Source organism: Ectopseudomonas alcaliphila (genome assembly GCF_900101755.1).
Lineage (GTDB): Bacteria > Pseudomonadota > Gammaproteobacteria > Pseudomonadales > Pseudomonadaceae > Aquipseudomonas > Aquipseudomonas alcaliphila.
Genome location: NZ_FNAE01000007.1, coordinates 142,168 through 166,635 on the forward strand (window position 1 = coordinate 142,168; position 24,468 = coordinate 166,635).

The 24,468-nt window shown below is 62.9% G+C and carries 30 protein-coding genes, 1 tRNA gene and 1 pseudogene; 16 read left to right on the forward strand and 16 right to left on the reverse strand.

Annotated elements, in window-relative coordinates:
- Window positions 1–118: 118 nt before the first annotated feature.
- Window positions 119–310 (reverse strand): hypothetical protein, encoded by a 192-nt coding sequence (locus tag BLR77_RS19755; RefSeq protein ID WP_003462311.1) that lies wholly within the window; start codon window positions 308–310, stop codon window positions 119–121.
- A gap of 240 nt (window positions 311–550) precedes the next feature.
- Here BLR77_RS19755 and BLR77_RS19760 point away from each other — a divergent pair, with 240 nt between their 5' ends.
- The 3 genes from BLR77_RS19760 (at window position 551) to BLR77_RS19770 (ending at window position 1,992) form a co-directional block, all read left to right on the forward strand.
- A complete protein-coding gene (locus BLR77_RS19760; RefSeq protein WP_003462310.1) occupies window positions 551–1,393 on the forward strand; it encodes a CvfB family protein in 843 nt (280 codons plus the stop codon).
- Between the two features lie 55 nt (window positions 1,394–1,448).
- Window positions 1,449–1,524 (forward strand) — tRNA-Thr (locus BLR77_RS19765).
- A 141-nt stretch (window positions 1,525–1,665) separates the two neighbouring features.
- On the forward strand, window positions 1,666–1,992 hold the full coding sequence (locus BLR77_RS19770) for a hypothetical protein (RefSeq protein WP_074681009.1): 327 nt from the start codon (window positions 1,666–1,668) through the stop codon (window positions 1,990–1,992).
- Between the two features lie 4 nt (window positions 1,993–1,996).
- Here BLR77_RS19770 and BLR77_RS19775 read toward each other — a convergent pair whose 3' ends face one another.
- The gene (locus tag BLR77_RS19775) at window positions 1,997–3,043 is read right to left on the reverse strand and encodes a GGDEF domain-containing protein (protein WP_074681011.1); all 1,047 of its coding nucleotides are present in this window, start codon (window positions 3,041–3,043) and stop codon (window positions 1,997–1,999) included.
- Window positions 3,044–3,151: 108 nt separating this feature from the next.
- Window positions 3,152–3,562, reverse strand: a complete 411-nt coding sequence (locus BLR77_RS19780; RefSeq protein ID WP_074681013.1) for a GNAT family N-acetyltransferase — start codon at window positions 3,560–3,562, stop codon at window positions 3,152–3,154.
- 141 nt (window positions 3,563–3,703) lie between these two features.
- Between BLR77_RS19780 and BLR77_RS19785 the strand changes: the two genes are divergently transcribed.
- From BLR77_RS19785 to BLR77_RS19795, 3 genes are read left to right on the forward strand one after another with little or no spacing between them, the layout of a single operon-like run.
- The gene (locus BLR77_RS19785) at window positions 3,704–4,492 is read left to right on the forward strand and encodes a PP2C family protein-serine/threonine phosphatase (protein ID WP_074681015.1); all 789 of its coding nucleotides are present in this window, start codon (window positions 3,704–3,706) and stop codon (window positions 4,490–4,492) included.
- 16 nt (window positions 4,493–4,508) lie between these two features.
- Window positions 4,509–5,987: a serine/threonine-protein kinase gene (locus BLR77_RS19790; RefSeq protein WP_074681017.1), complete on the forward strand. Its 1,479-nt coding sequence runs from the start codon at window positions 4,509–4,511 to the stop codon at window positions 5,985–5,987.
- 15 nt (window positions 5,988–6,002) lie between these two features.
- The gene (locus tag BLR77_RS19795; protein WP_074681019.1) at window positions 6,003–6,908 is read left to right on the forward strand and encodes an FHA domain-containing protein; all 906 of its coding nucleotides are present in this window, start codon (window positions 6,003–6,005) and stop codon (window positions 6,906–6,908) included.
- A 124-nt stretch (window positions 6,909–7,032) separates the two neighbouring features.
- Here the strand turns inward: BLR77_RS19795 and BLR77_RS19800 are convergent, their stop codons facing one another.
- The 4 genes from BLR77_RS19800 to BLR77_RS25845 all read right to left on the reverse strand — a co-directional run bounded on the left by BLR77_RS19800 (window position 7,033) and on the right by BLR77_RS25845 (window position 9,078).
- The gene (locus BLR77_RS19800; RefSeq protein WP_074681021.1) at window positions 7,033–7,362 is read right to left on the reverse strand and encodes a DUF2025 family protein; all 330 of its coding nucleotides are present in this window, start codon (window positions 7,360–7,362) and stop codon (window positions 7,033–7,035) included.
- Window positions 7,363–7,547: 185 nt separating this feature from the next.
- Window positions 7,548–7,937 carry an NUDIX hydrolase gene (locus BLR77_RS19805; RefSeq protein ID WP_074681023.1) on the reverse strand — a complete coding sequence of 130 codons (390 nt, stop codon included), beginning with the start codon at window positions 7,935–7,937 and terminating at the stop codon, window positions 7,548–7,550.
- 137 nt (window positions 7,938–8,074) lie between these two features.
- Window positions 8,075–8,776, reverse strand: a complete 702-nt coding sequence (locus tag BLR77_RS19810) for a YebC/PmpR family DNA-binding transcriptional regulator (protein WP_074681025.1) — start codon at window positions 8,774–8,776, stop codon at window positions 8,075–8,077.
- Window positions 8,777–8,943: 167 nt separating this feature from the next.
- Window positions 8,944–9,078, reverse strand: coding sequence for a hypothetical protein (locus tag BLR77_RS25845; RefSeq protein ID WP_274379665.1), 135 nt, complete (start codon window positions 9,076–9,078; stop codon window positions 8,944–8,946).
- Window positions 9,079–9,282: 204 nt separating this feature from the next.
- On the opposite strand from BLR77_RS25845, the gene BLR77_RS19815 reads away from it, so the two are divergent.
- The gene (locus BLR77_RS19815) at window positions 9,283–9,993 is read left to right on the forward strand and encodes an NADPH-dependent F420 reductase (protein ID WP_074681027.1); all 711 of its coding nucleotides are present in this window, start codon (window positions 9,283–9,285) and stop codon (window positions 9,991–9,993) included.
- A gap of 69 nt (window positions 9,994–10,062) precedes the next feature.
- Window positions 10,063–11,103: a DUF1176 domain-containing protein gene (locus BLR77_RS19820; protein ID WP_074681177.1), complete on the forward strand. Its 1,041-nt coding sequence runs from the start codon at window positions 10,063–10,065 to the stop codon at window positions 11,101–11,103.
- Window positions 11,104–11,131: 28 nt separating this feature from the next.
- Here the strand turns inward: BLR77_RS19820 and BLR77_RS19825 are convergent, their stop codons facing one another.
- Complete coding sequence (locus BLR77_RS19825; RefSeq protein ID WP_074681029.1) at window positions 11,132–11,866, reverse strand: sulfite exporter TauE/SafE family protein; 735 nt, start codon at window positions 11,864–11,866, stop codon at window positions 11,132–11,134.
- Between the two features lie 139 nt (window positions 11,867–12,005).
- Between BLR77_RS19825 and BLR77_RS19830 the strand changes: the two genes are divergently transcribed.
- A complete protein-coding gene (locus tag BLR77_RS19830; protein WP_074681031.1) occupies window positions 12,006–12,899 on the forward strand; it encodes an EamA family transporter in 894 nt (297 codons plus the stop codon).
- A 183-nt stretch (window positions 12,900–13,082) separates the two neighbouring features.
- On the opposite strand, the gene BLR77_RS19835 is transcribed toward BLR77_RS19830, so the two are convergent.
- A complete protein-coding gene (locus BLR77_RS19835; protein ID WP_074681033.1) occupies window positions 13,083–13,616 on the reverse strand; it encodes a DUF1003 domain-containing protein in 534 nt (177 codons plus the stop codon).
- A 111-nt stretch (window positions 13,617–13,727) separates the two neighbouring features.
- The gene (locus tag BLR77_RS19840; RefSeq protein ID WP_003462270.1) at window positions 13,728–14,009 is read right to left on the reverse strand and encodes a peptidylprolyl isomerase; all 282 of its coding nucleotides are present in this window, start codon (window positions 14,007–14,009) and stop codon (window positions 13,728–13,730) included.
- 167 nt (window positions 14,010–14,176) lie between these two features.
- Between BLR77_RS19840 and BLR77_RS19845 the strand changes: the two genes are divergently transcribed.
- Complete coding sequence (locus BLR77_RS19845; protein ID WP_074681035.1) at window positions 14,177–14,518, forward strand: hypothetical protein; 342 nt, start codon at window positions 14,177–14,179, stop codon at window positions 14,516–14,518.
- Between the two features lie 135 nt (window positions 14,519–14,653).
- Window positions 14,654–15,103 (forward strand): hypothetical protein, encoded by a 450-nt coding sequence (locus BLR77_RS19850; RefSeq protein ID WP_074681037.1) that lies wholly within the window; start codon window positions 14,654–14,656, stop codon window positions 15,101–15,103.
- On the opposite strand, the gene BLR77_RS19855 is transcribed toward BLR77_RS19850, so the two are convergent.
- Window positions 15,094–16,155, reverse strand: a complete 1,062-nt coding sequence (locus BLR77_RS19855; RefSeq protein ID WP_074681039.1) for a GGDEF domain-containing protein — start codon at window positions 16,153–16,155, stop codon at window positions 15,094–15,096. The genes BLR77_RS19850 and BLR77_RS19855 overlap by 10 nt on opposite strands.
- Before the next feature lie 240 nt (window positions 16,156–16,395).
- Between BLR77_RS19855 and BLR77_RS19860 the strand changes: the two genes are divergently transcribed.
- From BLR77_RS19860 to BLR77_RS19875, 4 genes are all read left to right on the forward strand, one after another.
- On the forward strand, window positions 16,396–17,199 hold the full coding sequence (locus BLR77_RS19860) for a CAP domain-containing protein (protein ID WP_394328068.1): 804 nt from the start codon (window positions 16,396–16,398) through the stop codon (window positions 17,197–17,199).
- 330 nt (window positions 17,200–17,529) lie between these two features.
- Complete coding sequence (locus BLR77_RS19865; protein ID WP_238380600.1) at window positions 17,530–18,228, forward strand: hypothetical protein; 699 nt, start codon at window positions 17,530–17,532, stop codon at window positions 18,226–18,228.
- A complete protein-coding gene (locus BLR77_RS19870) occupies window positions 18,225–18,749 on the forward strand; it encodes a hypothetical protein (RefSeq protein ID WP_074681045.1) in 525 nt (174 codons plus the stop codon). Before BLR77_RS19865 ends, BLR77_RS19870 begins: the two co-directional genes overlap by 4 nt.
- A complete protein-coding gene (locus BLR77_RS19875) occupies window positions 18,746–19,261 on the forward strand; it encodes a hypothetical protein (protein ID WP_074681047.1) in 516 nt (171 codons plus the stop codon). Before BLR77_RS19870 ends, BLR77_RS19875 begins: the two co-directional genes overlap by 4 nt.
- Window positions 19,262–19,294: 33 nt before the next feature.
- Here BLR77_RS19875 and BLR77_RS19880 read toward each other — a convergent pair whose 3' ends face one another.
- Window positions 19,295–21,304 carry a peptidase U32 family protein gene (locus BLR77_RS19880; RefSeq protein WP_074681049.1) on the reverse strand — a complete coding sequence of 670 codons (2,010 nt, stop codon included), beginning with the start codon at window positions 21,302–21,304 and terminating at the stop codon, window positions 19,295–19,297.
- 144 nt (window positions 21,305–21,448) lie between these two features.
- Between BLR77_RS19880 and BLR77_RS19885 the strand changes: the two genes are divergently transcribed.
- On the forward strand, window positions 21,449–22,093 hold the full coding sequence (locus BLR77_RS19885) for a YecA/YgfB family protein (RefSeq protein ID WP_074681051.1): 645 nt from the start codon (window positions 21,449–21,451) through the stop codon (window positions 22,091–22,093).
- Window positions 22,094–22,178: 85 nt separating this feature from the next.
- On the opposite strand, the gene BLR77_RS19890 is transcribed toward BLR77_RS19885, so the two are convergent.
- The 4 genes and pseudogenes from BLR77_RS19890 to BLR77_RS19905 all read right to left on the reverse strand — a co-directional run.
- Window positions 22,179–23,000, reverse strand: a complete 822-nt coding sequence (locus BLR77_RS19890) for an HDOD domain-containing protein (protein WP_074681053.1) — start codon at window positions 22,998–23,000, stop codon at window positions 22,179–22,181.
- Between the two features lie 169 nt (window positions 23,001–23,169).
- Window positions 23,170–23,646 (reverse strand): serine protease inhibitor ecotin, encoded by a 477-nt coding sequence (gene eco / locus BLR77_RS19895; protein WP_074681055.1) that lies wholly within the window; start codon window positions 23,644–23,646, stop codon window positions 23,170–23,172.
- 134 nt (window positions 23,647–23,780) lie between these two features.
- A complete protein-coding gene (locus BLR77_RS19900) occupies window positions 23,781–24,128 on the reverse strand; it encodes a cupin domain-containing protein (RefSeq protein ID WP_074681057.1) in 348 nt (115 codons plus the stop codon).
- A 211-nt stretch (window positions 24,129–24,339) separates the two neighbouring features.
- Window positions 24,340–24,468, reverse strand: a pseudogene (locus BLR77_RS19905) (phage infection protein); the annotation flags it as partial.

Consider the following 24,468-nt stretch of genomic DNA (forward strand, 5'->3'; position numbering starts at 1 on the left):
AGTTTACAAGTTGTAAATGAGCATTTTGAGCCTGTTTTTAACGCAGCGATGACAACGCAGGTAGTTTTAAGAGGTGCCCTGAGCGGGGGGCTGGGTGCGCATGTCGCACCCGAGGCTATCACTTCTTGCTGATGGTGATCTGGCGAGTGCCGCCGTAAGTCTGGCCGCTGACGCCCTTGGCGATCTGCTGGATCTCGCCACCGCCCTGCAGGAAGGCAGCGATCTGCGCCTCGATGGACTCGCGGGTTTCCACGGCAGGGGCGGGTTTGCTGACTTTGCTGGAGGAGGACTTCACGCGCAGGGTGGCCATGACCATGATCTCTTTCGGATGGGCGGCCGGCCATTATGCCTCAATCGGCCACTTTCTGCTTGGTTAATCGCCCCGATGCATACCATGACGTCGCCCATGTGTGGCTTCTAGCAGCAGTTTATGACTTGTTTCCCAGGCACTTACGCCAACAATTGACCGGCCGTCGCTTCGCCACGTCGCCAGCCCGGTCGTTCATCAACTCGGGTAGAATGGCCGGCTGTTTTGGTGAGGTGAAACGCGATGGCCTTGATTGGGCGGATGAATTCTTTGCAGGTGGTCAAGCACACCGACTTCGGTCTGTATCTGGACGGTGGTGCGGATGGCGAAATCCTTCTGCCCAAGCGCTACATCCCCAAGGACACGCCGAGCGAAGTCGATGACTGGCTCAACGTGTTTCTCTACCTCGACAGCGAAGACAAGCTGATCGCCACCACCCTGAAACCGAAGATCCAGCTCGGCGAGTTCGCCAGCCTCAAGGTGGTGGACATCAACCGCGTCGGTCTGTTCTTCGACTGGGGCCTGCCCAAGGACCTGCTGCTGCCGCATTCCGAGGAGAAGCGCCCGCTGCAGATCGGCGACTACTGCGTGATCTACCTCTACCTGGATAAACGCACCCGTCGCCTCACCGCCACCGCGCGTCTTGATCGCCACCTGGACAAGGTGCCGGCCAACTACCAGGTCGGCCAGGAAGTCGACCTGCTGGTGGTCGAGCGTACCGATCTCGGCTTCAAGGCCATCATCGACGGCAAGCACTGGGGCCTGATCCACAAGAACGAGCTGTTCAAGTTCATCCGCAGCGGCATGCGCGAGAAGGGCTACATCAAGGAGCTGCGTGCCGATGGCAAGATCAGCCTGAGTCTGCAGCCCATTGGTCACGAAGCCGCCAGTGGCCTGGCCGAGCAGATCATCGAACGACTGCGTGCGCAGGGCGGTGTACTTGCGCTGGGTGACAAGAGCCCGCCAGAGCTGATCTCCGAGCATTTCCGGGTCAGCAAGGGCAACTTCAAGAAGGCCATCGGCGGTCTCTACAAGCAGGGCCTGATCCGCATCCACGACGATCGCATCGAACTGCTCGACAGCTGACGTCGCAGCGACTTGAGCGCGAGCGTGGCAACTCGCATAATGCCGACGTTTTCCCGCCGGTGTAGCTCAGTCGGTAGAGCAGCGCACTCGTAACGCGAAGGTCGTAGGTTCGATTCCTATCTCCGGCACCATTTCCAGCAAAGGGTCAGCTTCGGCTGACCCTTTGTCGTATCAGCGCTGAAAATTCCCTCGCGCTGCTGTCAAAGCCGGTGTGATGATGGTTTTCGGCTCAGGCGCGTGACGTCTGGCCCTGACTCAGATGGGAGTTGCTCATGTTCATTCGTTCCCTCGTATTGATCCTGGCGACGGCGTTCGTCGGCGCTGCGTTCGCCGATCAGCCGCAGACCATTCGTGTTATCCCTAAAAGCTATGTCAGCCCCGGCGCGAGCGGCAGCGTCTCGGGCTCGTCGAGTTATCAACAGCACAACCTCTATGGTGGGCAGCGTCTACCGCAGGGCACTGTGCGGCAGGAAAGCCGCTACGGTAGCCAGTCCACTGAAACCCGTGGCGGCATTCGGCAGAGCATCGAATATCCGGGCGGGCTGATCATCGAGCGCCAGCCGGGCAGTGGCAGTTATCAGCAGCAGCGTAGCCGCTGACGCCTCAGTGGCTGGTGGCAGCCTTGCTCTGACCGTTTGGCGCGTCGGCGATCACCGCGCGATTGCGTCCCTCGCTCTTGGCGCGGTACAGGCATTCATCGGCGCGCTGCAGCCAGCTTTCCCAATGCTCGCCGCCATGCAGAATGGCGCCGCCAATGGAGACGGTCACCGCGCCGCCCGGGCTTCGCAGTTCATTGGCGACCCTGCTCAGCAGGTTCTGCGCGGCGGTGCGCAAGCCTTCTGCCTCGGTGCTGGGCAGCAGTAGCAGAAACTCCTCACCACCGAAGCGGAACAGGCGATCTTCCTTGCGGCAGCAGCGCTTGAGCAGCTCGACGAAGGCCACCAGCACCTGATCGCCCACGTGATGGCCGAAGCGGTCGTTGATCTGCTTGAAGTGATCCAGATCCATCACCAGCAGGCCGTAGCTGTCGCTGTGACGGCGATGGCTGGCCATGGCGATCTTCAGTTCTTCGTTCATCGCCCGGCGGTTTCGCGCGCCGGTCAGCGGGTCATGAATCGCCAGCAGTTGCAGCTGATCGCGCTGGTTGCGGGTGCGGAAGGCGAAGATGAAGCTGAGCACGCTGGCCATCATGCAGGTGACCACGAACGACACCATCTGGTAGTGGCTTTCGAACACGCTGCCAGGCACCAGCAGGGCATGACTGACCAGACTGATCAGCACCAGTGCAGTGGCCAGCAGGGCCTTGCCGGGGGTGACCATGAAGAAGTTGAAGAGGATCAGTGGATAGATCCAGAACAGGCCGTTGACCCCCAGGTTGATGGCGATCAGCGTGGCGCCGACAGAGAACACGGCCGCCAGGTAGATACCGGGCTTGACCGTATCGCGGGTGACCCAGGCATAGAGCACGGCGAACAGCGTGGATAACACGATGATGGTGTCGGCGATGCCGACCAGATAGTTGCCCTGGAGCAGGCGGTAGACGGCATAGGGCGAAATGCCGATGACCCCGAACAGACCCATCAGGGTGATGATCGACAGCTGGAAATCGTTGCGCAGGCGCTTCAGCAAACGAGCGGTCTGGGTAGCCATGGCGTTTCTTTTCGTTGTTATGGAACAAGCATGCAGAGCTTTGACAGCGAATGGCAAGGGGCATTCCTGAGCAAAGTGCCAGTATTTTTGCCCGAGACGACAGGCTGTTCAGTGGATGCGCAGCGGGGTAAGCGATTTACTGCGCTGATAGCGGGTCAGCCGTTCGGCCAGCTCGGTCGGCAGGCTTTGACAGTCCTCGAATCCCAGGCGCTGATAAAAGGTGCGCAACTCGGGATGACAGAACAGCCAGACTGGCTCGGGATGCAGCGCCAGGCTGTGGCTGAGCAACGCAGCCGCCACACCTTGACGTCGCAGCGCCGGGGCGACGAACAGGCCGGTCAGCCACTGCCCGCATGCTAGCGGGCGTAGGCTGAGGGCGGCGACGATCTCGCTGGCGCTTTCCGCCACCCACAGCTCATTCCCCGCCTGGCTGCGCATCGGCGAGCGGTGGTGGCGGTAGAACTTGTCGACCAGAGGTCGCAACTGGAGGGGAAGACGGCGAAAGCGCGGTGTGGTCATGGGGGCAGGGGACGGATCTGGCGGCTTATTTAAGCATCACATTTTGGTTAACGGTTGCGCATTTACGGCCTTGCGGGCGGTGACAGCCCATTCGCGTCGCCGCATCATGGGGTAATTGCATTTTGCTCAAGGATTCGCCGCGTGTCTCAGCCTTCCCCTGTATCCGTGGTGTTCGCTGCGCAGAGCGTTGCCGGCCAGGTACGCACGCACAACGAGGATGCCTTGGCCTGCCGTCCCGACCTGGGCCTGTGGGCCCTGGCCGATGGCATGGGTGGACACGAGCGTGGCGAGGTGGCCAGTGCCCTGGCGCTGGAGGAACTGGTGAGCGCCGTGCAACAGGGCGCGGAGTTGTCTGCAGCGGCGCATGCCGCCCACCTGGCAATCGCAGCGGCGGCGCAACCCGCTGCGGGCGAGGCGGGCATGGGTAGTACCCTGGTTGCCGTGCGCCTGGACGGGGATGAGTTCGAGCTGGCCTGGGTCGGCGACAGCCGCGCCTATCGCATCGGCAGCGAACATATCGAGCAGCTCAGTCACGACCACAGCTGGGTCCAGGCCATGGTCGACGCGGGGCAGATGAGCGCCGAGGAGGCGCGCGAGCACCCGCGCCGCAACGTGATTCTGCAATGCCTGGGGCAGGTCGGAGAGGCGCCTGATGTCGGTCTGCTGCGGGCCCGACTGGCGCCGGACGAACTGCTGCTGTTATGCAGCGACGGGCTGACCAGCGAGCTGGACGACTCCGCCATCCAACGCTGTTGCGCCGAAGCGGCCACCCTGGAAGCGATGGTCGAACAACTGGTGGGGCTGGCTAATAGCCATGGCGGCAGAGACAATATCAGTTGCATCGTCCTGGGCCTTGGCCCGGCCGCCGTACCCCGCGAAGCGCCGACCCCCGGCCTGCTGCGCAAGCTGTTCAAATCCCTTCAACCCTGAGCGCCAGTCGAGCCGCATGAGTCAGCCTTCCATCAGCGTACCCGGTTACAGCATTCACCACCGCCTGGGCAAAGGCGGCATGGCCGAGGTCTATCTGGCTACCGAGCAGGCGCTGCAGCGCCAGGTGGCGCTCAAGGTGCTGCTGCACCGCGAGGATGCCGCCTTCACCCAGCGCTTCATCAAGGAAGGCCATACCGTCGCCTCCCTGCAGCATCCCTCGATCATCACCATCTATCGCATCGACCAACTGGACGATGGTCGCCACTTTCTCGCCATGGAGTACCTGGCGGGCGGCGATCTGGCCCAGTACAAGGGGCAGCGCCTGGAGCCGGCGCGTGCGCTGCGCATCGTCCGGCAGATTGCCAGCGCCCTGGCACTGGTACACGACAAGGGGCTGGTGCACCGCGACATCAAGCCCGGCAACATCCTGTTTCGCGACGATGGCACCGCCGTGCTCAGCGACTTTGGTGTAGCCAAGGAGCTGCAACTCGACAGCGAACTGACCCAGTCTGGTATCGCCGTCGGCAGCCCGGCCTACAGCAGTCCCGAGCAGGCTCAGTGTCAGGCGCTGGACGCACGCAGCGATATCTACAGCCTGGGCGTGATCCTGCTGGAAATGCTCAGCGGGCATAACCCCTTTCGCGGCGGTAACTACACCCAGACCCTGATGAATCAGTTGCAGCTGCAAGCGCCGCCGCTGCCGGAGCCGCTGGGCGAACTGCAGTGGCTACTCGACCGCATGCTGGCCAAGGACCCGGAAGATCGCTTCGCCGATTGCCACGTGCTGCTGGCCAGCCTCGATGAACTTCAGGACGCCGATCAGGACCAGACCCGCCTGAGCCCGGCCGTCAGCCTGCCGCCTCGTCCATCCCGGCGGCGCTGGCTGCCCTGGGCCGTGCTCGGTCTGGTGTTGCTCGGCGTGGGTAGCGCAGGTGGCTACTACTGGCAGCTGCAGCAGCGCATCGCCGGGTTGCTCGTGCTGGCTGAAACGCGCCTGAGCGAGGGGCGCCTGCTGACCCCGGCACAGGACAACGCCGATTATTATTTTCGTCAGACGCTGGCCCTGGACGCAGGCAACCAGCAAGCCAGCGATGGTCTGCAGCGCGTGCTGCAGGCGCGTATCCAGCAGTATCTCGACCTGGCCGAGCAGCGCCTCGGCGAGGGCTTGCTGATCCTGCCCGAGGACGACAGTGCGGTGCATTACTTCCGCCAGGTGCTTGGCTGGGAGCCCGACAACCTGCTGGCTCTGGCTGGCATCAACCGCGTGGCGCAGCGCTTCATCGAACAGAGCGAGGCGGCCTATGCGCGGCGCGAATACAACCTGGCGCTGGAGCAGGTCAAGCAGGGTCTCGAGGCTGAGCCGGACAACGAACGGCTGCTGGCCCTCTACGACAGCCACGAGCAGCGCGTGCGTCAGGCGGCGACCCGCCCACGCAGCGCGCAGCCGGCCCAGCAGAACCCGATCAAGCGTTTGCTGAACAACCTATTCGACTGACCCGAGGCGACCACGATGCTAAGACTGCAGTTCCTGGATAACCGCCAAGCGCCGGTCTGGCTGACCGACGAACGCCTGACCATCGGTCAGGACAGCCGCAACCAGCTGGTGCTCGGCGATGCCGGAATAGCCAGCTTCCACGCCGAGATCCGCCAGGATCACGGCTACTACTACCTGAGCGATGCCGGTCAGGGCGCCACCTGGGTCAACGACCAGCGCGTCGGTACACGCTTTCAGCTGCGCGACGGTGATCGCCTGCGCCTGGGCGCCGTCGAGCTGCAACTGGTGGACCCGGCGAAGAGTGCGGCCAGGCCCGAGGCCGCCACGCCGCGCTGGTTTCTGCAGGTGATTCAGGGCGAACACCAGGGGCGTAAGTTTCATGTCCACGGCTCGATGACCTTCGGCCGTTCGAGCAAGTGCGAGTTGTGCTTCAGCGATCTGGAACTGTCGCGCCGGCATTGCGAGTTCTTTCTCAAGGACGACGTGCTGGAGGTCAAGGACCTTGCCTCGGCCAACGGCGTGCTGGTCAACCAGCAGAAGGTCAGGACCGCCGTGCTGCAACCGGGCGATCAGTTGAAGATGGGCACGGTGACGCTGTTGGTGATCGGGCCGAAGGTAAGCGTGAGTGATGCGCCCGACGAGGATGCCACCCAGTTCATGCGCGTGACCGACCTGCCGCCTGCTTTGGCTGCCAAGGCGGCTGGCGGCGGCGCCACGCAGATCGCCCCGGTGCCGCAGGCAGCAGCACGCGCCAAGGCCGCACCGGCGGCGGCCAATCCGCTGCGCGTGGCGGCTCAGGCCAAGGCTGCCCCGGTTGCCGCGCAGCCTGCGGCCAGTGCGGGCAGGCTGTGGGTGGGTGGGATCGTGCTGCTGCTGATCGGCGTTGGTCTCGGCGCTGCCGCGATGCAGTTATTGGGCTGATCCGGGGCGGGTCGCCCGCCTTTGATGCGTTGTCCGGATTGGTGCGCACAGCGCACCCTACGGTTCCGGGTGCACCACCCGTAGGGTGCGCTGTGCGCACCGAATACGCCGAGACACCCACGTCTCAAGCCGGCGTCAGGCGACGGCGCTCGGCGCGGATTTCCGGCAGGTCGCTGCGGCGCAGGTAGACGCGCAACGGCTCGCTGAGGTTGACCCGGTCGTCGATGCGCTGTTCCTGCAGCCAGGCCAGGCGCTGGCGATCCAGGCGCATCAGCTCGCCTTCGTCGGCGCTCCACACGTATTCGCAGGTGGGTGTGATGGTTTCGGCCGGCACGTCGAGGCCGAAGCTGTCTTCGGAAAAACGCAGCAGGTACTGGCCAGTCTTGGCATTAAAGCCGACGAAGCCCTGCAGCTGGTCGGCGGCCTGGCAGATATGGGTGGAGCTGATACTCATGGCAAACCTCGGAGTGCTGTGGGGGTTTGCATGCAAAGCGAATGGTTCTGGTTATCGGCGCAGCCTAACGCCTGGAATACTTTCTGGCGTTGCCGTGGATCAAAAAACTGCCGGGAGCGGTTTTTCACGTCGCTTGTGACGGCCCGCAGGGTGGCCGCCAGGGATGGCAGGCCACAGTGCAGCGATTACAGAGCGGGCAGCACCTGTTCACGCAGCAGCGGTGCCAGGTCATCAGGGAGGGGCAAGGTGGTATCGAGCCAGCGCAGCTCCTCCAGCTCGGCGGCCGGCTGCACGGCGTGGGGCAGGGCGGCGCGATAGATGTCTGCCTGCACCCAGGTATCCACCTCGTTGGCCGCGGGCGCCTGGAACTGGCCGAGTGGTTGCAGTGCGCTAGCGTCCAGCTGCAGTTGCAGCTCCTCGATCAGTTCGCGCCTGAGCGCCGACAGTGAGTCTTCGCCCGGTTCGCGTTTGCCGCCGGGCAGCATGAAGAATCGCGTGTTGCGTTTGCGCACGAGCAACAGGCGGCCTTGTTCGTCGAACAGGCAGGCAGCGGCGATATGCAGGGTGGTTGTCATGGGGCAAGCACTGAACTGTTTACGTCTCTGGCGAAATCGTACAACGCAAGTTGCAATGCTTCGCCTTGGGCGGGGCTACTTACAGGGGCTGGAAGCCCTGCCTGATACGGGCGCCGGATCAGGGCGCCCAGTCAGCGTCAGCCGGCCAGGCCGACATAGACATTCTGCACGTCATCGTGGCCGTCGATGGCTTCGAGGAAGGCTTCGACTTCTTCCATCTGCTCCGGCGTCAGGCTGCTTACCGGGTTCTTCGGACGGTAGCCGAGCTTGGCCGAGTTGACGGTGAAACCCTGCTCCGGCAGCGCCTTGCACACGGCATCGAGGTCGGTCGGATCGGTGATGAACAGGGTCGAACCCTCGTCATCGGGGACGAAGTCCTGGGCACCGGCTTCGATGGCGGCCAGTTCCGGGTCGGAGCCATCTTCGGTGGTGGCTTCGATCAGGCCAACGTGGTCGAAGTCCCAGCTGACCGAGCCGGAGGCACCGAGCTGGCCCTTGCGAAACAGCACACGGATTTCGGCGACGGTGCGGTTGACGTTGTCGGTCAGGCACTCGACGATCACCGGCACCTGATGCGGGGCGAAGCCTTCGTACTGGGTGCGCTCGTAGTTGATCACCTCACCAGACAGGCCGGCGCCTTTCTTGATGGCGCGCTCCAGGGTGTCCTTGGGCATCGAGGCCTTCTTGGCCTGATGCACGGCCAGGCGCAGTTTGGGGTTCATGTCCGGATCAGCGCCGTTACGCGCGGCGAGCATGATTTCCTTCACCAGCTTGCCGAAGATCTTGCCTCGGGCATTGGCGGCGGCTTCTTTGGGTTTGGCTTTCCACTGGGCGCCCATCTGGGGTCTCCTGGCCGATAGGTGATACGGCGTCGGCGCGTAAGCACGCGCCTGACGATCGGATAGGTTGCGGATTCTAGTGCCTTGCGCTGTGGACGGCACCTGCAATTTCAGTCGAGGTGGTGCAGAGCCCGGCACAGCTGGGCTGTGCCGGGACAAGGTGGGGGTCAGGCGAGGGGTGAGTGACTGCCCAGCAAGGTGGTATGGCCCTGTTTCTTCGCACGCTTGGCTTCGCGTTTTTCGTGCGCGGTCTTCTGCGGCTTCTTCTTGCTTTCCTTGTGTGAATCCTGGCTCTTGCTCATGGTGGTTACTCCGGAAAATGGATCATTGACTGGACATATACGTTCTGGTCACTACCACCTCCTCGGCCACCGGGCCGTCTGCAAAGTGCATTCGCTGTATCAAGCATAGTTGCTGGAGAGTAACAGGTTGTAGCGAATCACCGGCCGATCTTCGTGCGGGCTTACCTATGCTTGTTGTTTTCGCGTTTATTAAGGAGGCCTGTCATGTTCCGTCTATTTCATTGCCTGGGCATCGCTCTGTTCTCTGCATGGCTGATGCTGGGCGCTACAGCGAGCCTGGCGCAGGAGGCGCCGCAGCGCATCGGCATCATCGGTACCGGCAATATTGGCAGTACGTTGGCGCGGCTGTGGGTCGAGGCGGGGCATGAGGTGATGATTTCATCGCGCAATCCCGAACGACTGCAGCCGCTGGCCGATGAGCTGGGCGTGCGTGCCCGCGTCGGCACCCCGCGTGAGGCGGCGGCCTTTGGCGAGGTGATCATGTTGGCGGTGCCCTATGGCGCGACGCCGCAGGTCGGCCGCGACTACGCCACTGAACTGGCCGGCAAGGTGGTGCTGGACGCCGGCAATCCGCGCCCAGGGCGCGATGGACCGATGGCCGAGGAGGCGGTCGAGATGGGCGCCGGGCTGGCCTCGCAGCAGTTTCTGCCGGGCGTGCGCCTGGTACGCGCGTTCAACGCCATCTCCGCGCACAACCTGCGCAGCCAGGCCCATCGTGATGGTGAAAAACTCGCCATCCCGCTGGCGGCCGATGATCAGGCGGCGCTCGAGGTGGCTGCACGCCTGGTGACGGATGCCGGCTTCGATCCGGTGATAGTCGGGCCGTTGTCCAGTGCCAAGTCCTTCGATTTCAACAGCGGCGTGTCGGCGCGCATGCCCACGGCCAGGGAGCTGCGTGAACTGCTGAACCTCTGACGGCGCTTGCCTGGCTTGCCCGGGCAAAGGAACATGGCAGCCCTGCGCAATCGTCAAAAGGAGTTGTTCATGTCGCGTCGGATGCTGATTTCGGCTCTGCTGCTGGCGGCGGGAAGTGCACAGGCAGTGCCCGAGCACGTGCCGCTGTACCGGGAAATCAAGGACTGGGTGGTTGCCTGCGACAACCAGCGGGCATGCCAGGCATTGAGTGCCCCGGAAAGTTTCGGTTACTCGCCTTTCAGCCTTCAGCTCGAGCGTGCTGCAGGTGCCCAGGCGCCGCTACGGTTGTCACTGCACTATGCCGAGCCAGGTGGTTATGCGCCGTTGCGGCTTGATGGCCGGGCCCTGTCCACTGCCGATCGCTTGCATCTGACAGAAAACCAGGGTGAAACCACGCTGGGGGCCGAAGGCACCGATGCTCAGGCAGTGCTGGCCGAGTTGCGTAACGGCGCTCAGTTACGCATGGAGGGGGAGCGCGAGTACGAGGCGGTGGTTTCGCTCAGCGGTCTTTCCGCGGCCTTGCTGCTGATGGATGCCGTGCAGGGGCGGGTGAACAGCCGCAGTGCCCTGTACCGCCCCGGCTCAAGGCCCGACAGCGAGGTGCCCGCTGCGCCAAAGGTGCCGCGTCTGCGGGCCTATCCCGGCGTCACCCCTTTGAGCGAAGTGGAGCAGCGTGACATCGCCCAGCAGGTGATGGCCGCAACGCGCAGCCAGTGGGTCGAAGAGGACATGAGCAGCGAGCCCGAGGCCGAGGCCTTCGCGCTCAACGAGCGCGAGGCGCTGGTGATCATCCGAACCTGGTGTGCGGCCTACAATTGCGACTTCGCGGTGTATCGCGTCGACCGCCAGCCGCCTTACGCCGAGCGGGATCTGCAGCTCGATCCGCTGCCGCTGGGCCATGAAGGGCTGTCCGGCTGGGTGAGTTACAACCCTGACACCGGTGAGCTGGGCTACCTGTACAAGGGGCGCGGGATTGCCGATTGCGGCGAGTCGGGCAGTTGGCGCTTCGATGGCGAGCGCTTTCAACTAGCCTCGTTCAGTTTTCTCGGCCGCTGTGCCGCGCGTAATCCCGGCGAGTGGCCCGAGCTGTGGCGCGTGGCCGAGCCCTGATCTGGTCTTGGTGCCTGGCGAGACCCGGCTACAGGTAGCGCCAGATCAGTTGCACGCCAGCCAGCAGAATGCCCAGCCGCGCGATGCGGTAGAACCACAGGTGGTTGACCCGCGATTGCAGCCACAGGCCGCTCCATACACCCAGCGGCACGATGGGGGCGAGCATCAGGCTCAGCAGCAGATTGTCCTGGGTGAACTGGCCCAGCGCCGCGTAGGGGAACAGCTTCGCGGCGTTGGTGAGCAGGAAGAACAGATTGATGGTGGCGACGAAGCGCACCTTGTCCAGTTGCTGCGGCATCAGGTGCATCATCACCGGTGGGCCGCCGGCATGGGCGACGAAGCTGGTGAAACCGGCCAGGCTCGACAACAGTGTGCCGCGCCCTTTGTGCAGCGGCCGTGGCGCCTGGTTGCCAACCACCAGACCGAGCCCGACGAAGAGGATGGCGATGGCGCCGATCAGCAGGCCGATGGCGCGCTCGTCGAAGAAGCCGAAGGTCATCGAGCCGATGGCGATGCCGATCACCGCGCCGGGCAGCATGACCTTGAGGTTGGCCGTATCCCATTTGCGCCAGTAGGCCTTGAGGCCCACGACATCGGCCAGGCAGAGAATCGGCAGCATCACTGCCACCGCCTGTTTCGGTGATGTGGCCAGTGCCAGCAGCGGCACGGCGATACCGCCCAGAGCGCCGCCGAAGCCGCCCTTGGAGAGCCCGGTGAGAAACACCGCCGGCAAGGCGAACAGAAGGAAATCGTGCAGAGTCATGGGTTTGGCGTAGCACTACGGAAGCGCGCAGGTTAGCAGCCGGCAGTGTCTGTGTGGTTTTTTTCCTCGGCCTCTGTGTCTGTCTGCTGCGGGGTGAGGCTGCTCTAATGCCTGCTCACTCAACCCGAGGTTTGTGCTCATGACCCCCAAGGATCTGCTGCTGGCGCTGCTGGTAATCGTCGTCTGGGGGCTGAACTTCGTGGTGATCAAGGTCGGCCTGCACGGCATGCCGCCGATGCTGATGGGCGCCCTGCGCTTCATGCTCGCGGCCTTTCCGGCGATTCTCTTCGTGCGTCGGCCGCAGGTGCCGCTGCGTTGGATGCTGGCCTACGGCATGACCATTTCATTGGGGCAGTTCGCCTTTCTCTTCTATGCCATGTACGTCGGCATGCCGGCGGGCCTGGCATCGCTGGTGCTGCAGTCGCAGGCTTTCTTCACCCTGTTCTTCGCCGCGCTGTTTCTCGGTGAGCGGCTGCGTGGCAGCAACCTGTTCGGTTTGCTGGTGGCAGCCAGCGGCCTGGTGTTGATCGGCCTGCAGGGCGGGCAGGCGATGACCCTGGCTGGCTTTGCCCTGACCATCGCCGCGGCCTCAATGTGGGCGCTGGGCAACGTGGTCACACGCAAGCTGGGCAAGGTCAATCTGGTCGGCCTGGTGGTCTGGGGCAGCCTGATTCCACCGCTGCCATTTCTGGCGTTATCACTGTGGCTGGAGGGGCCGGAACTGATCGCTCAGTCGTTGCGTACCCTCAGCCTGGACTCGCTGCTGGTGCTGGCTTACCTGGCATTTGGCGCCACCATTCTCGGTTATGGCTTGTGGAGCCGCCTGCTGTCGCGTTATCCGGCCAGCCAGGTGGCGCCGTTCTCGCTGCTGGTACCGGTGGTGGGCATCAGCTCCTCGGCGCTGTTGCTCGGCGAGCGCCTGGGCAGCTTGCAGATGGTCGGGGCGGCGCTGGTCATGGCCGGGCTGCTGATCAACGTCTGGGGCGGGCGCTTGCTCGATAGCTGGCGGCAACGGACTCCAGGGGCTGTTTGACACGCTTGTTGCGGGTACGGCGCGACAGATTTTGTCGCATGCCGGTGAGTTAAGCGGAGAAGATGATGTGTAGGAGCCAGCTTGCTGGCGATCCGGTGTATGGAGCCCACTTACACAAAGCATCGCCGGCAAGCCGGCTCCTACGGATCTATAGCGCTGAGGGCGGTGTTTACGGAATCAACATTAGGCTTGCGGAGGCCGTTCCGGCAGGCGTTCTAGGATCTGATCCAGGCGTTGCTGGATGCGTTGGTCGATCTTCTCGTGCAGGCGCATGATTTCCAGCTCGGCGCGCAGGTTCACCTCGAAATCCAGGCGCGCTGCCAGACGATCCTTCGTCGCCTGGCGGTTCTGGCTCATCATGATGATCGGCGCCTGAATGGCTGCCACGGTCGACAGCATCAGGTTGAGGAAGATGTAAGGGTAGGGGTCGAAGGCCATGCCGAAGTGCGACAGCACGTCGGTGTTGAGCAGCATCCAGCCGAGCATGGTCAGCGAGAAGCAGATGATGAAGGTCCATGAGCCGCCGACAGCCGCGACCTTGTCCGATAGCCGTTCGCCAAAGCTCGACTGTTCATCCGAGGCATCGGCGACGTCACGGCTGATGGGACGGCGCTGGCGAATCTGTTCGAGCACATGGCTTTCTTCCGGCTCGAGTTCGTGAATCGCCTTACCAAGCAGGTTCTGGGCGAGTTGTTGCAACGGGTGGGATGTATTCATCTGGGCAGCTCGCAAGAGGGCGTAACGAGATGCTGAACCGGATGAGCGCTGCTGTCACGGGGGCGCAAGTAAACCGAAGAGCCGCACCAGCGACTCTTCGGTTTGGGCAGGTCAGTCCTGGCGGCTGGTGACTTCCAGCAGGTGATAGCCGAACTGGGTCTTCACCGGGCCCTGCACCACGCCGACCGGCGCGCTGAAGACTACGGTGTCGAATTCCTTGACCATCTGGCCCGGGCCGAACGAGCCCAGGTCACCGCCGCTGCGGCCTGACGGGCAGGAGGAGTTGTCTTTGGCCAGTTGGGCGAAGTCGGCACCGCCTTCGATGGCGGCTTTCAGTTCGTTGCATTTGTCTTCGCTGGCAACCAGGATGTGGCGGGCAGTGGCGCGGGCCATGGGAGTACCTCCTATCAATGAAGGTGCAGAGCCTAGCGCAATCATCTCGACAAGCAAACGGTAGGCCGTTCGTCCATTTGTCTGGAGTCGCTTTGGTGTCTGGATTGTCCCATCTTCTGTAAGCGGGCATTTGCCCTGGACTCAGGTTTCACTGAGGAGACTTGCGGATGAACACTCTGAGCATCGACGGTTGGCGCAAGGCCGACAACGACAGCAAATCCATCCCCATCGGTACCCTGCAGTTCTATGTCAGCGAGGTGGAGCACCTGCGCCTGGAGCGGGCCGAGGAAGAGCTGCAACGCAGCGGGGTCAGGGACACGATGATCGACGCCGATACGCAAACGCTGGAGCTGGTCATGCCGGACGGCTTCGGCCCGCTGAGCGAATGCAAGTGGCGTGTCTATATTGGCGGCGAGGAGCAGCGCGGCCAGTTTCACCTGGTCGGCTACAGCGTCGAGGACGGCTGCCTGATCTACAGCAACGCGGTAATGGTCGATCTACTGGGTTGACCGGCACAGGCAAAACCTTGCCCCGTGGTGGCAAGCCGCTGCCGCGAATGGGTAGGCAGCCCGTGTAACTACTGGCCTGCAGTGGCTGGCCCGGAATCTGCTTTGCATGAGGCGAACGGATTTCGCGGAGGCCTCATGACCAATATCAACAACAGCATGCCTGCCATGCTCAGCTACTACGGCAGTCAGCTCAACAATCGTTCGAGTGCAGCCAAAGGCGAAGCGGACGGCCAGGCCAGTCAGGATCCGCTGGCCGACCTGCGGCGCTTCGCCAAGCAGGTGGTCGCGCGCAGTGAGGGTGGACTGCTGCGGGCGATGAATGGCGGCGCGGCGCAGCCCAGCAATACGGTGCAGCGCAGTGGCGACAGTCAGCCAGCGACGCCTTCGGTGATTCAATTGCCAGACGTGATGCAGCTCGATCGCGACGATGCCGCCAAGCTGCTGGCGCAGGTACAGAAGATGGTGGACGCCGGCATGGATGGCAGCGTGCGCATCGCTGGGCACAATGGCGACAAGCAGACCGATTCGCTGGAAACCTACCGTCAGTGGCTGCAGGAAAAGGGCGGGGTCAGCATCTACGTCTGATCCGCACCCGCTTGGTCCAGAACGGTTTCAACGTCTTCTCGGGTAATCACCCGGTTACGCCCGGCGCGTTTGGCCGCGTAGGTGCGCCTGTCCGCCGCCAGCATCAGTTCGTCGAGTGATTGCCCGTCCAGCCCGAAGCAGGCCACGCCAGCGCTCAGTGTCATGGGCAGCATGCTGTCATCCACCGCCAGCGGCTGCGCAGCCAGGCGTTCGCGCAGGCTTTCGGCGATTTCCCGTGCTTGCGTCGCCTTGCTGCCTGGCAGCAGCACGGCAAACTCCTCGCCGCCCAGGCGACAGAACAGATCATTGACCCGCAAACGCTGCGCCAGCACCTTGGCGAAGTGAACCAGGGCACGATCACCGACCTCGTGGCCGAAGCGGTCGTTGATCTGCTTGAAATGATCGATATCGACGAACACCAGCGAAAGCGGCGTGCCATTGCGCAGGGCATGGGCACGCTCGCGCTCGAATACCTCGACCAGCTTCAGCCGGTTTGGCAGGCCGGTCAGGGAATCGGTGGTCGCCTGATCGGTCAGGCGCTGCTCGTTGAGAATACGGCTGCGCTCGTAGATGTGCGCGAAAATCATCACCGCCAGGCTGGCCAGGCCAAGATTGGCGATGATCTCGACGTTTTGCAGCAATTCATCAGAGGAAAACCGCCGGCTGAAGACGAACAGGCCGATGCCGACGAACAGCAGCGAGCCGTACATGCCCAGACGCAGCCCCAGCAGCATGTAGCAGATGATCGGAATCGACTGTATCCAGGCGAACACCGCGAAGGTGGTCTGGGGCTGAGCCAGGGCCAAAATCATGATGCTGAAGAACGGCAGCAGGTAAACCGCGGTCAATAGCTGCAGGTTGTGCGTTCGGTCGACGATGGTCAGCAGATACAGCGACACAGCGGCGTAGCTGACCTCCAGGCCGGCCAGCAGCCAGTTGTCGTGCAGCAGATTGATCACGGAGAAGAACAAACCACCGCTCAAGGTGATCCATAGCAAGGCTTTGAGGACCAGGCGACGATGTTGTTCGTTCTTGGCGAAGTAACCGGGCATCAGTGTTCTCGAGCGGGGAGAGGCAAGTGCGTAGATTGTTCGATGACGGCAGATGGCGTCATGCAGGAACCCTGCCGTTCGGCCATGATGCCAGTGCACACGGGCGTTCGATGGGATCAGGAAACCGGCCATGATCCTGCGCCGGGAATTGCGTCAGAATCACGACGTTAGTGGGGAGAGGGTGGTATGACAACAATGGACACATGGGGATGGCAACGTTGCCTGCTGGCGCTGCTGCTGATGAGCGTATGGGGCGCGGCCCATGCCGCTGAGGACCTTGCATTGATCGAGACGATCAACGTCTATCGCAGCGAGGTGCAACGCTGCGGCGTGCAGGCCTCCGAGCCACTGCCACCATTGACCAATGACCCGCGCCTGATTCTTTCTGCCAATGGCACTGCTGATCTGCAGGATTCGCTGAGCGCTGCCGGTTACCCGCTGGTCAACGTACAGGCCATCACGCTCTCCGGCCCGCGCAATGCGCAGGCGGCCATGCAGGCATTGAGCGAGAGCTTCTGCCGCGTGCTGCTCGATCCGCAATTCATCGACATCGGCGTCAGTCAGCAGGATCGCGACTGGCGCATCGTGCTTGCACGGCCGCTGCTCAGTGGGCGCCTGCAAACCTGGCAGACCGAGGGCGAAAGCCTGCTGCTGCTGATCAACTCGGCCCGCGCCGAGGCACGCCAATGCGGAGACCAGCGCTTTGCTGCAACCGCGCCGCTGGTATGGAGCGCCGAGCTGGGCAGTGCTGCCGAGAGCCACAGCCGGGCCATGGCCAACGGCAACTTCTTCGCCCATCAGGGACGTGACGGCCTCACGCCGGGTGACCGGGCAGAGCTGGCAGGCTACGGCGGGAGCAAGGTCGGCGAGAACATCGCTGCGGCGCTGGATACCACTGCCAAGGTGGTCGAAGGCTGGCTGGCCAGCGCCGGGCACTGTGCCAACATCATGAACCCGGAGTTCAGCGAGCTAGGCGCTGCCTATGCCAACGACCCGCAGAGCGACGCTGGTATCTACTGGACGGCGCTGTTTGGTGGGCAATGAGGCGCAATTAACTCTGGGCTTAGCAGGTGGTTTTGCAACAGCTTGTTAATGCCAGGTAAGCCTTCGTGCCCGGAGCGATAACGAGCTGACGCTGGCCAATCGGGCGCTGCCGGGGCTGTTTTGCCTGTAATTGAAGTTCAGAGGCGTGAACCTGATCGCAGTTGCTTCCCGGTGAGCGTCTTGCGTTCTACCGATCAAACCCCTTGGGCAATACAATCGTTCGAGTCGCCAGCCTCTCATTGATCTGTCAGCGGCTGGCGATAGCGACGACATGTGCATCGTTTCTCACGCCTGCCACGAGCCTGTGCAGGCATCATTTGCAGTACCCGGATGCAAGGGATCTCGGGTGTTTTTCAAGGAGCTTTCATGGTTCATGTTTTTAAGCCGGCAGTGTCACTGCTGATGCTGTCATTGCTGGCAGGCTGCGCGGTCAAGGAGTATTCGGCTCAGCTCAGTGATCGAGTGACGGCGCGTGAAGGAGAACCGGTCAGTTACCTGGTCGGTAGCATAGGGCCGGACAGTGTGATGCCGGCCCCGCAGCAGTATCAGCGACTGCTGTTTCGTCAGCGCGGCTCGGAGTGGGGGGCCGCTGCGGCCTACACCAACCACGGGGTTCGGCAGACGCCTCAGGACATCGAAGAAGGGCAGGGGCGCGCCAGCGTCTTCGTCATGGCACTCAAGCCAGGCGACTATGAGCTTTATGACTTTCAGTTCTTCTCGTTAGTGAATACCGGTTATGGAACCTACTCGACCTCGCAGATGGCTAAGGAGAAGTTCGTCGTTCCACTGCGTTTGCAGCCCGGTAAAGCCTATTACATCGGCGAATATCGATCGCGTTGTATCACCAGTCAGGCCTGCCTGTTCATCCAGCGTGATCGCCAGGCGCGCGACGAGGGCATTGCCCGCGCTCAGGTGCCTCAGTTGCCGTCGTTGCAATACCTGCAACTGCCGCTCGAGCGGGCCAAACCCTTCATCCTGCCCGAGAAGGGCGATATTCAAGAACAAACGAAGGATCGTGCCACACCATGAAAGCATTCCTAATCGTGGCGCTTGGCGCCGTTGTCCTGAGCGGTTGCGCCACTACCCATAGTCTGCCGCCCACCGAATTGCACTATGGTGATGATTACCTGCCGCCCATCCATGTATTGACCGACGATCCGCTCAAGGGTGGCGAGATTCGCAACAGCTTGCGCGCTACCGGCATGTTCAGTGACGTGATCAGTGGTCAGCCGCCGACAGGTGGCTACGGGCTGCGGGTCAACTTTACTCAGGCGCGTGATCTGCCGTCATTCCCGGTCGTCATGGCGAGTGCTCTGACGCTGTTTCTGCTGCCGGTCGGCGATGGCACCGATTCGCAACTGGGCTTCACCCTGACCCAGGATGGCAAGACGCTCAAACGTTACGACTACCGCAACAAGACTCAGCGCTACAGCTGGCTGCTGGATCGCAACAACGAAGCGAAACAGGAGAACCTGGACCGTATCACTCGCGCCTTCGCTCGCGACGTACAGCAAGACGGTCTGATGCAGCCGGCTGAGGCCCAGCCATGAAGGTGCGCTGCACACTGGTCCTGTTCGCTGCACTGGCCCTGGGTGGTTGCAGCAGTACGTTGCCGCCGCTCAAGCACCAGCAGCCTGAAGCCTTCGAGCCTGTGGGATTGCGCGTGGCCTTGCCGACGTTTCGGCGTAGCGACAGGTCGAATGATGAGATCGTGCAGCGGCTGAAGGAGTCCGGGAGTTTTTCCTGGCTCGACGATGGCATCAGTCGCAACGGTTACAGCCTGCTGATTACCGAGCCTGGCGGTAAACGCGCCAATGCTGCGCTCGTCACCCTGGGCGCCATGACCTTGCTCACCCTGCCGCTGCCATACAGCTATGAGCAGAACCTGCGTGGCACGGTGTTCAAGGATGGCGTGCCGCTCAAGACCTACCAGTACCAGCGCCAGGGTTGGAGCGTACTGGCCTGGTATGTACCTGCGCCGTTCAAACCCAATACCCGCGACATGCTCGACGAATTGCTGGGCGATATCGATCGCGAGCAGACGATTCCCAAGCAGCGCTGAAGTTACCCGCCCCTGCGTGGGGCGGGCAACGGCTCAGTGGCTATAACCCGGCTTCTGGCGAATGGTCTTGAGCAGGTCGTCCGGGCTGATGTGGCCGACCACCTGGGTGGCGGCGCTGCCTGGGTGTGGCAGGTCGAGGATGTGGCCCTTCATCTTGCCGATCACGTGCATTTCGCATGGCTTGCAGTCGAACTTCAGGGTCAGCACTTCATCACCGTGGACGAGCTGCATCGGTGCGACCTTGGTGCGTACGCCGGTCACGCCCTTGGCCTGCTTCGGGCACAGGTTGAAGGAGAAACGCAGGCAGTGCTTGGTGATCATTACCGGCACTTCGCCGGTTTCCTCGTGTGCCTCGTAGGCCGCGTCGATCAACTGCACGCCGTGGCGATGGTAGAAGTCGCGCGCCTTCTGGTTGTAGACGTTGTAGAGGAACGACAGGTGCGACTCCGGGTACACCGGTGCCGGGTCGGTTTCGGCCTTGCGGCTACCGCGCGGATGGGCGGCGACGCGCGCTTCGGTCAGCGCCTCGATGGCGTCACGGCGCAGTGCCTTGAGCTGCGAGTTGGGCACGAAGAACGCCTGCGGTGCATCCAGCGTCACGCCCTGGGCGTGGTAGATGGTGGTGCCGAGCTGGGTGAGCAGGTCGCGCAGGCCGTCCAGTGCCTGTTCCGGTTTGTTGGCTACGCCGAACGGGCCGGGCAGGGCGACATCGACGCTGATGCCTTCTTCGCTGGTGGCGGTGAGCTTGAGTGCATCTTCGCGCAGCTCGGCCTTCCAGCTCACGCCGATGCGGCGCTCGGCGCTGGTGCGCTGCAGCGCCTGCTGCCAGTTGTGGTCGAGGTTGCGGCTAAGCGGATGGTTCGGGCGCAGACGGAACAGGCCTTCGGGCATCTCGTTGGGTTCGACGCGGTAGCGATAGCGCTTCTCGCCGTCCTCCTCGAACTCACCTTTCAGTTCAGCAATGTTGGCGCGAAAACCCACCACCTCGCGCTTGACCAGCACGTTGAGGCCGTCGCCGTTGGACAGCGGCTCATGGGTAACCGCGATCAGATCGCGCTTGCCCACTTTCTCGACATGCCCAACAGATAGCCCGGTGAAGGTCGGCGAATCGAAGGCACCAATGTCCACCTTGCGCTCGGTGACGAAGTAGTCGGTGCTGCCGCGGTGGAAGGTCTTGTCCGGGTCGGGCACGAAGAAGTGCGCGGTACGGCCGCTGGAGGCGCGGGCCAGGTCCGGGCGGTCCTCGAGAATCGCATCGAGCTCGCGGCGGTAGTGGGCGGTGATGTTCTTCACGTAGGCCACATCCTTGTAGCGGCCCTCGATCTTGAACGAGCGCACGCCGGCCTCGACCAGGGCGCGCAGGTTGGCGCTCTGGTTGTTGTCCTTCATCGACAGCAGGTGTTTCTCGTAGGCGATCACGCCGCCTTTTTCATCCTTGAGGGTGTAGGGTAGGCGACAGGCCTGCGAGCAGTCGCCGCGGTTGGCGCTGCGCCCGGTCTGCGCATGGGAGATGTTGCACTGGCCGGAGAAGGCCACGCACAGCGCGCCGTGAATGAAGAATTCGATGGCCGCGTCGGTGGCGTCACTGATGGCGCGGATTTCCTGCAGATTCAGCTCGCGCGCCAGCACCAGCTGGGAGAAACCGGCCTGGTCGAGAAACCTGGCGCGCTCCAGCGTGCGGATGTCGGTCTGGGTGCTGGCATGCAGCTCGATGGGCGGGATATCCAGCTCCATCACCCCCATGTCCTGCACGATCAGCGCATCCACGCCCGCGTCGTAAAGCTGATGGATCAGCGCGCGCGCCGGCTCCAGCTCGTCGTCATGCAGGATGGTGTTGATCGTGGTGAACACCCGCGCGTGGTAGCGACGGGCGAACTCCACCAGCCTGGCGATATCGCTCACTTCGTTGCAGGCATTGTGCCGTGCGCCGAAGCTCGGGCCGCCGATATAGATGGCGTCGGCGCCATGCAGAATGGCCTCGCGGGCGATCTCGACATCACGCGCAGGGCTGAGCAGTTCCAGGTGGTTCTTGGGCAAGGACATGGTGTTTTTTCTTTATCAGGCGGCACGGGCAAGGCGCGCATTGTACCGGGCCGGCAGTCTGTGGGCACTCGCCAGATGCCGGACGGCTGGCAATACGCGCCGATGACGGTACAGTAGCGGCCTTTTTCAGGCGGAGGCGTGGCGATGGACAACAGAGGGTTGGAGAAGCTCGATCAGTGGCTGCTCAAGTACGGCAACGATGACTCGATCCTGTCCGCCAGCGAGCTGGACGGATATTTCGCCGCCATCGTCTCCGGCCCGCGCCAGGTCGCGCCTGCCGTCTGGTATTCGGCGATCTGGGCCGATCAGCCGCCGCAATGGCCCAGCGACAAGGATGGCGAGCGCTTCATGAAGCTGGCCGTCGAACTGATGAGCGAAGCGGCCTACATGCTCAGCGAGGAGCCCGATGACTACGAGGCGATCTTCCTGGCTGACGACAACGGCAAGGGCGAGAAGCTGATCGTCTCGGAATGGTGCGGGGGCTACCTGCGCGGCGCTACGGTTGCCGGTTGGCTGGAGCAAGCACTGCCCGAGTCGGTGGCGGCCGCCCTGGCGCTGATCACCCTGCACGGCGACGAAAGCGGCACCGAGACGCTCAAGGCCATGACCGACGCCGAGTACGACGCCAGCACGGCGATGCTCGAACCGGCTGCCGTCGAGCTTTACGAGTACTGGCAGCAGAACTTGCAGCCGGTGCTGCCGGTACGCCGCGATGACGCCAAGGTGGGTCGCAACGATCCCTGTGCCTGCGGTAGTGGCAAGAAATACAAGCAGTGCTGCATGCGCTGATATCACCTATGCAGGAGCCAGTTGCCTGACGATTGACGCGTCAAGCAACTGGCCTTTGCAGCTTGCGCGCGTGTCTGGCGGCGGTCTAGCCGAGCAACTCCGCAAACGCCTTGTCCGCCTCCAGCACCGCCGGCAAGGCATCGAACAGCTTGTTCAGGTCGACTTCTTCGAATAACGGGCCTTCCACGCTCTGCCGTGCTTGTTCGCTGACGCCATCGAGCTCGATGGTTTCCGCGACGATCACCGATTGCGCGACCAGTCGCGCGTAGCGGCTGTCACCGGGCGCCTGAGTCGGACGTGCCTGATAGGCAATCGCTTGCTGGATAAGCGCCGGCAGCTGCCAGCGGCGCGCCAGTTCAGCGCCCACTTCCGGGTAGCCGAAGCCCAGTTGCAGGGTTTCCTCGGCGGCGTGGGCCGCGGCTTCACGTTTCGGATGACGGTTCATGCGCCGGGCGAAATCCGGCGCGCCGGTCTGGATCAGCAATTCGCCGATGTTGTGCATCATGCCGCAGGTGAAGGCGGCGTCGGTGTCCAGCTTCAGCTGCTTGGCCAGGCTGCGGGCGATACTGGCGACGCGAAAGCTGCGAATCCAGAAACCCTTGAGGTCGAAGCCGGTATCGACCTGAAACGCGCCCGTCATCGCCGAGGCCAGCACCAGCGTGCGCAGGGTATTGAAGCCCAGGCGCATGGCTGCGTCCTCGACGCTCACCGCTTCACGGGCCCCTCGAAAACGTGGCGAGTTGGCCAGGCGCAGTACCTTGGCGGCGATAACCGGGTCGCGCTCGATATTGCGCGCCACGCTTTCCAGGTTGGAGGAAGGGTTGTCGAACTGTTGGATCAGCTCCTGCGCGACCTTTGGAATGCTGGGCAGGGTGTGCAGTTGAGCGAACAGACTTTCTATATCCATGGCAACTCCGATAGGTACGAACGCTGCAGTGGCGGCTGATGAAAAGTGCTCTCTGAGCATAGCTGCGCCTACCGTCGCGGCCAGTCCCGCAACCGCCACTTCGAACCTTTTTCAAGCGTGTTGCCCGATTGAAACACCAGCCCGAAGGGCTGGTGCCCAGCTGGAGAGCCTACTGACGCGGCGCCACGCTGGTTTCGCTGGCGGCTGACCATACTCGGTAGCGCACTTCGACATCTTTTGGCGCGTAGATCACCAGCGGCAGCTTGCTGTTGTAGCGCACCAGTTGCGGCTCACCGCCGACGCGCACGAACGCTTGCTTGCGGCTGCTGTCAGGGCAGGCCATCAAAGTACTCATGGCCGGGCCGACCTGGCCCAGTTCGTAGTAGCCATAGCCCCAGCCTTCCACGGTCTTTTCCTGCCACTGACCACCCAGGCGTTGCTGGTTGCAATCCACTTCCAGGGTCTTGCCGGCGATGATCTCCACCTTGTGCTCGGCTTCGTTGGCTTGCGCCGGCAGCTCGATCACATGGCGGCTGTAGCCGTCGGCAGCGGCGGGGTAGGGCTTGAGCGCTTCCGGAGTGGCGGCGCAGGCGGCCAGCGGCAGGGCGCAGGCGAGGGAGAGCAGCGGCAGTTTGAGTCGGTTCATGATGATTCCTTGCAGAAAGGCCTTTTGGGCCGTCCGTGATGAGGGAACCGCCAGGTCGGCGGCGCAGCAATGACCGTTGTGAATAGGCCAAGTTCCTGCGCTTTTCAAGCCAGTCTGTCGCTGTCAGCTCAACGTCAGGCGAACACGAAGTACTTGCGCACCGTTTCCACCACTTCCCAGGTGCCTTTCATGCCCGGCTCGACCACGAAGATGTCGCCGGCCTTGAGGTGAATCGGGTCCATGCCGTCCGGGGTGATGATGCAGTAGCCTTCCTGGAAGTGGCAGTACTCCCACTTCACGTACTCCACGCGCCATTTGCCGGGCGTGCAGATCCAGGTGCCCATGATCTTGCTGCCGTCTTCGGAGGTGTAGGCATTGAGGTTGACGGTGTGCGGGTCACCTTCGATGCGCTCCCACTTGCAGGCGTCGACGACGGGCATCGGCTGGGTATCGCGCAGAACGGTGATCGGTTTGTTGGCCATGGGGCGCTCCGGTGAATGATCAAAGGGGCGTTCACCATAGAGCGGGGGCGGGGCGGTCGATTGCCTGGGGTCGACACGTGGCTGCTCATTCGCGCAGTGGGCGGAGCTCTCTACCCCTGAAAAAACCACGGCCGGCTTATCAGGCCGGCCTTGTGGGGCTGCATTTGCCATCGAGTCATATGACGTTCTCGATCAGGTCATCAGGAAGGTATCAGGCGGTGCGGCTTTTGATCAGACGATCGGAGCCACCTTCGGCGACGCGGTTCTGGATCAGACGATCCGAGCCACCTTCGGCAACGCGGTTCTGAATCAGACGATCGGAGCCACCTTCGGCAACGCG